Below are 5870 nucleotides of genomic sequence, written 5' to 3' on the forward strand. Positions count from 1 at the left end.
GTCCTTGACGACGGGGGTGTGGCCGATCTCGCCGGCACCCCCCGTCGAGCCGCGGAGTACGACCCCGTCGACCACGAAGCCGGCGCCCACACCGGTACCGATCGTGACGACGAGGAAGCTGGAGTGGCGACGGCCGACGCCGTAGAGGCGTTCGGCCATCGCGAGTGCGTTGACGTTGTTCTCGACGATGACGGGCAGGCCGAGGTCGCGGCGGAGGGTGGCGCCGAGCGGCACCTGGTTCCAGCCGAGCGGCGTCGAGTCGACGAGTCCGTTGCCCTGGCGGTCGACCGAGCCGGGGACGCCGACGCCCACGCCGAGCAGCCGGGTGGGGCCGCCGCCCGCGATGAAGCGGCCGAGCAGGCCCACGAGGTCGGCGAGGAAGGTCGAGGCCGAGGCGTCGAACGGTTCGCTCGCGGAGCGCAGCACGACACCGTCGATGCCGACCTCGACGAACGCGACGTGATCGTCGACGACCTTCACCCCGACGGCGCGACCGGCGCTCGCGGCGAGCCCGAGCATGCGCGCCGGACGGCCGCCCTGCGACGGCGAGTGCTCGAGTTCGACGATGAGCCCGTCGGCGAGGAGGTCTTTCGTCAACTGCGTCAGCGACGCGGGCGAGAGGCCGAGCACACGGGCCAGATCCGCGCGGGACGCCGGACCCTGCGCGCCGAGGTGGGCGAGCACGGCCGAACGATTCACGTCGGCACGGCCGGAGGGGCGGATCGCCATCGATCACTCTCGTTCGTCGGGGCACTTACTTCAGGAGTAAATAAACCAAAGAACGAAGTGGATGTCAAACGTGCGGCGGCGACCCCTCAGCGCGCGACGAGAGGGGACCGGATGCGGGCCGCGGCATCGTCGATCTCGATCGAGCCCTGGGCGACGCCGAGCACGAGGTCGAACGCATCATCGGTGCCGAAGTCGTGAGCGAATCCGTTGATCCAGCAGAACAGCACGGTGAGCGTCCAGGCGAGCCGCTTGTTGCCGTCGATCAGCGGATGGTTGCGGGCGAGCGACTCGAGGAGCGCAGCCGCCTTCGTCTCGAGGCGCGGGTAGGCCTCGTCGCCCCAGACGGTCGTCGCGGGTCGCGCCAGCGCCGAGGACAGCAGGCCCGCGTCGCGGACATGGAAGCCCAGGCGCTGGACGACGTGGAGTGCGTCATCCAGCTCGAGATAGGCGGTCACGCGTCTTCGAGCCGCGTCAACAGCTCGGCGTCATGACTCAGCACGAAGTCGAGGCCGGCGTCGACCTCGGCTCGGCGGGAGTGGCGCTCCACGATCCACGACGCCCCCTGGAGCAGCAGGGCGTGCTTCGAGACGTGCTGCTCGGCCGCGACCGCCTCGAGTCGCGCGTCGAGCTCTTCGGGAATCCGCACGGTGATGGCCATGTCGCCATAGTACCATTTCGGTACCACCTCGATCGAGACGTGGATCTATTCCGTCAGAGCCGCGGCGCGGATGATCGCGAGCACCCGCACGTCGATCCAGGTGAGATCGTCGGCGACCCGCATCTCGTAGTTCTCCGCCCCCACCCAGGCGGCGAAGTCGGCGCGCCCCAGGTCGGCAGCCCGGGCGTCGAGCTCCGCCCGCAGGTCGGGGGTCACCGGCACCCGCTCCGCCTCGGTCGACGCCGTGAGATACAGCTCGTGCAGGTCGCGCAGCCGCAGCAGTTCCTCCACCGGCCGCGGGTGGTCGTCGACCCGCAGGTCCGCCGCGACGTCGTCGAACCCGCCGTACCCGGCGCCACGACGCACGACGTACACCGCGGCCGACTGGCGCCCGCGCGAATCGCCGCCCGCGGCATCCCCGGCGGCGAGCGCCGCGAGCAACCGCACGTCGAGAGGGGCCGCCTCGTCGGAGGAGCCCCACGCCTGCTCCATCGCGGCGACGACCTCGGGGCCGGTGAGGATGTTGCCCTGGATGGCGTACCCGTCGCGCGCGGTCCCGCCGGCCCAGCCGTAGCATCCCGAGCCGGTGAAGGTCGCCGAGCCGCCGTCGGCGTCGACGATGCCGACCTGCCGGTGCTCGCGGTCCGCATCGTCGGCGAGGAGCCGCTCGAGGGTCGCGGCCGCACTCAGCCCCTGCGCGAGGGCGGCGAGGCCCTGCGGCTTGTAGGCGGTGTTCGCGAACGACTGGGTGGCGATCGCCCCGACCCCGGCCGCCGCGGCGGGAACGGCCGACCCCACCGCGAGGAACTTCGACGCGACGGCGACACCCCACGAGGTGCCGTCGGCCGAGCGGGCGACGATCGAGAAGGTCATCCGACCGGCAGGGTCAGGCGGACTTCTCGCGACGCGGCTCGGAGCGCGGCACGATCGTCGGCGCGGCGTTCTCGAGCACCGCAGCCTTCGTCACGACGACCCGGGCGACGTCGTCGTCGGAGGGCACGTCGAACATGATCGGGCCGAGCACCTCTTCGAGGATCGCGCGCAGCCCGCGAGCGCCGGTCTGGCGCAGTTTCGCGAGGTCGGCGATCGCTTCGAGGGCATCCTTCTCGAACTCGAGCTCGACGCCGTCGATCTCGAACATGCGCTGGTACTGGCGCACGAGCGCGTTCTTCGGCTCGGTGAGGATCTGCATGAGCGCGTCCTGGTCGAGCGGCGACACCGTCGTCACGACGGGCAGGCGGCCGATGAACTCCGGGATGAGGCCGAACTTGTGGAGGTCTTCCGGAAGCACCTCGCTGAACAGCTCCGACTCGTCGCGCTTGCTGTGCAACGGGGCGCCGAAGCCGATCCCCCGCTTGCCGACTCGCGCCGAGATGATGTCTTCCAGCCCCGCGAAGGCGCCGGCCACGATGAACAGCACGTTCGTCGTGTCGATCTGGATGAACTCCTGGTGCGGGTGCTTGCGGCCGCCCTGCGGAGGAACGGAGGCCGTGGTGCCTTCGAGGATCTTCAGCAGCGCCTGCTGCACGCCCTCGCCCGACACGTCGCGCGTGATCGACGGGTTCTCGGCCTTGCGGGCGATCTTGTCGACCTCGTCGATGTAGATGATGCCCGTCTCGGCGCGCTTCACGTCGTAGTCGGCGGCCTGGATGAGCTTCAGCAGGATGTTCTCGACATCCTCCCCGACGTACCCGGCCTCGGTGAGCGCGGTGGCGTCGGCGACCGCGAACGGCACGTTGAGCCGCTTCGCGAGGGTCTGGGCGAGGTAGGTCTTGCCGCAGCCGGTGGGGCCGATCAGCAGGATGTTCGACTTCTGGATGTCGATGTCGTCGATGACGGCATCCGCCGAGGTCAGGGTGTTGCGGGCGCGGATGCGCTTGTAGTGGTTGTAGACGGCGACGGAGAGGGCCTTCTTGGCCGGCTCCTGACCGATGACGTACTCCTCGAGGAAGGAGAAGATCTCCTTCGGCTTCGGCAGGTCGAACTCGCTCGTGGCCTCGTCGCCCGACTCGGCGAGACGCTCTTCGATGATCTCGTTGCAGAGCTCGACGCACTCGTCGCAGATGTAGACGCCCGGTCCGGCGATCAGCTGCTGGACCTGCTTCTGGCTCTTGCCGCAGAAGGAGCACTTGAGCAGGTCTGCGCTCTCGCCGATCCTCGCCATGGCTTTCCTCCCCGACCTCCGAATGGAATGGGTTCGAGCCTAACCCGAACGTACGTCCGGGGCTCGCAGCCGGTGCAGAACCCCTCCCGGCGCGCCGCCTCGGCGGTCAGCACCTATCGTTGAACCGTGCAGAGCAGGATGGCGCGGGTCGCCCGCGGCTGGATCGCGGGGACCTTCGCGACCGGCATCGCCGCGCTCTCCCACGGTCTCGCCGACGGCAGCGCCCCGAGCGCCGTCGCCCTCGGCACCGCCCTCGTCTTCGCGGGCGTCCTCGGCACCTTCGGCCTCGGACGCCGTCCCTCGCTGCCGCGACTGGCCGTCGTCGTCGCCGGATCCCAGCTCGCGTTCCACCTCGTCTTCTCGGGGCTCACCCCCGGCACCGCGACGAGCACCGGGCATCACGGCACTCCGGCCCTCCTCGACCCCGCGGTCGCCCACCACGGCACCGACCCGGTGATGTGGATCGCGCACGCCGTCGCTCTGCTCGCCACCCTCGTCTTCCTCCGGCGCGCGGAACTCGCGCTCTGGGGCCTCATCCGGCAGACCGTTCACGAGGTCGTCGAGGTGGGTCGCCGGGTTCCGGTCGTCTCGGCCGCTCCCCGGGTGTCGCGCCTCCCCTCCCCCACCTGGATCCAGCCCCCGGTCGCGGAGGTCATCCTCGCGACCCTGCGCGGACGCGGGCCGCCGGTGGCGCTCGGCGCCTGACCCGTTCCCCGGAACCCGGGTCTTCGGCGCATGCGATCCTCCCGATCCGGCGGGTTCACATTCGTAGAAAGCAGAAGATCCACCATGAAGAAGTCCACCAAGTCCTTCGGTGCCGTCGCGCTCGCGCTCGGCGCCGGAACGCTGCTGGCCCTCACCCCGGCCCTCGCGGCGAGCGCGCACGTCACGGCGAGCGCGACGTCGACCGCGGCCGGCTCGTACACCGTCGTCACGTTCAGCGTGCCGCACGGCTGCGAGGCGTCGCCGACCACGCAGGTCACGATCGAGCTGCCCGAGTCGATCCCGTCGGTCACCCCGACGGTCAACCCGAACTGGACGGTCGAGAAGAACGTCGAGACGCTCGCCGAACCGCTCGAGGATGCCCACGGCAACGAGATCACGGAGCGCGTCGCGTCGGTCGTCTACACGGCGATCGGCGACGGCCTGGCCGACGGCTACCGCGATGCGTTCGAACTCTCGCTCAAGCTCCCCGAGGGTGAGGCCGGCGACGTGGTCGAGTTCCCGACCTACCAGGTCTGCGCCGAAGGTTCGACCGACTGGGTCGGCGACGAGGTGCCGGCCATCACGCTGACGGCGGCGGCCACTGGTGACGACCACGCTCACGGCGACGAGACCGCGGAGGGCGAGACCGAGCATGCCGAGGCGGCGTCGTCGAACGAAGACGTGCTCGCGCGCGTCTTCGGCATCGGCGGGCTCGTGATCGGCGCCGTCGGCGTCGTGATCGCGGTGCTCAGCCGGCGTTCCGCGAAGGCCTGACATGTCGCGCGCCTGGCGCGCGGCTCTCACCGGGGCCGCGGCGGCAGCACTCGTGCTCGCCGTCGCGGCTCCGGCCTCCGCGCACAACTACGTCGTGTCGTCGAACCCTGCCCAGGGCGAGGTCGTCACCGCGCTGCCGGAGGCCTGGGAGCTGGTGACCAACGAGACACTGCTCTATGTCGGCAACGACGCGGTCTTCGGACTGTGGACGCGCGACGCCGCCGGGCTGTTCTACGGTGACGGCTGCGTCGACGTGAGCGGCCCGGGGATGACGGCGGTTCCCGCGATCGGAGCCCCGGGCGACTACACCCTGGCCTACTCGTTCATCTCCGCCGACGGGCATCCTCTGACGGGCGAGATCCCGTTCGAGTGGGCGCCCGCCGAACCGTCCACGGAGGTCGCCGTCGGATCGGCGACCGCTCCGCAGTGCGGGGAGGCCGCACCGTCCGACGCACCGGAGGCCGGGGATCCCGAGCCGGAGTCCGCAGCGCCGGCCGGCGACTCCACCGTGTGGTGGATCGTCGGGGCATTCGGCGCGGTCGCCGTCGCGACGGTCGCCGCGCTGCTGATCGGACGCCGCACGGGAGCGCGTCGACCCCGGGATCCGGCAGAGTAGGTCGCGTGAGGCACCGGGCGGAGACCGCACTCGCGCGATCCCTCCGGATCGCGATCTCGGCGACGGTCGCGCTGGCCGCGGCCGTCATCCTGTCGATCTCTCCGCTGGCGCCCGCTGACGCGACGGCGGGACCCGCTCCGGTCGGCGCGGTCGTCTCCGAGACCCCGGATCCGTCGGACGACGGCACGGCCCCCGCACAGGACCCGTCGCCGTGGGCTCTGCCC

General features: G+C 71.0%; 9 protein-coding genes. 4 read left to right on the forward strand and 5 right to left on the reverse strand.

The window, feature by feature from the left end:
* The 5 genes from ACILQS_RS14960 to clpX all read right to left on the reverse strand — a co-directional run.
* A partial coding sequence (locus ACILQS_RS14960; RefSeq protein WP_395640920.1) for an ROK family protein occupies positions 1 to 729 on the reverse strand: 729 nt, incomplete at its 3' end.
* Between the two features lie 86 nt (positions 730 to 815).
* On the reverse strand, positions 816 to 1184 hold the full coding sequence (locus ACILQS_RS14965) for a type II toxin-antitoxin system death-on-curing family toxin (RefSeq protein WP_395640921.1): 369 nt from the start codon (positions 1182 to 1184) through the stop codon (positions 816 to 818).
* Positions 1181 to 1387 carry a ribbon-helix-helix protein, CopG family gene (locus ACILQS_RS14970; RefSeq protein WP_395640922.1) on the reverse strand — a complete coding sequence of 69 codons (207 nt, stop codon included), beginning with the start codon at positions 1385 to 1387 and terminating at the stop codon, positions 1181 to 1183. The genes ACILQS_RS14965 and ACILQS_RS14970 overlap by 4 nt, the downstream gene beginning before the upstream one ends.
* A gap of 45 nt (positions 1388 to 1432) precedes the next feature.
* Entirely contained in the window at positions 1433 to 2260 is an 828-nt protein-coding gene (locus ACILQS_RS14975) for a DUF1028 domain-containing protein (RefSeq protein ID WP_395640923.1), read from the reverse strand.
* 13 nt (positions 2261 to 2273) lie between these two features.
* On the reverse strand, positions 2274 to 3551 hold the full coding sequence (gene clpX, locus ACILQS_RS14980; RefSeq protein ID WP_395640924.1) for an ATP-dependent Clp protease ATP-binding subunit ClpX: 1278 nt from the start codon (positions 3549 to 3551) through the stop codon (positions 2274 to 2276).
* Between the two features lie 126 nt (positions 3552 to 3677).
* Here clpX and ACILQS_RS14985 point away from each other — a divergent pair, with 126 nt between their 5' ends.
* From ACILQS_RS14985 to ACILQS_RS15000, 4 genes are all read left to right on the forward strand, one after another.
* The gene (locus ACILQS_RS14985) at positions 3678 to 4256 is read left to right on the forward strand and encodes a hypothetical protein (RefSeq protein ID WP_395640925.1); all 579 of its coding nucleotides are present in this window, start codon (positions 3678 to 3680) and stop codon (positions 4254 to 4256) included.
* Positions 4257 to 4340: 84 nt separating this feature from the next.
* Positions 4341 to 5030, forward strand: coding sequence for a YcnI family protein (locus ACILQS_RS14990; RefSeq protein ID WP_395640926.1), 690 nt, complete (start codon positions 4341 to 4343; stop codon positions 5028 to 5030).
* 1 nt (position 5031) lies between these two features.
* Positions 5032 to 5646 (forward strand): copper resistance protein CopC, encoded by a 615-nt coding sequence (locus ACILQS_RS14995; RefSeq protein WP_395640927.1) that lies wholly within the window; start codon positions 5032 to 5034, stop codon positions 5644 to 5646.
* 5 nt (positions 5647 to 5651) lie between these two features.
* On the forward strand, positions 5652 to 5870 hold a 219-nt coding region (locus ACILQS_RS15000), incomplete at its 3' end, for a hypothetical protein (protein ID WP_395640928.1).

Origin of the sequence: Pseudolysinimonas sp. (assembly GCF_044239695.1) — a bacterium.
GTDB lineage: Bacteria > Actinomycetota > Actinomycetes > Actinomycetales > Microbacteriaceae > Pseudolysinimonas_A.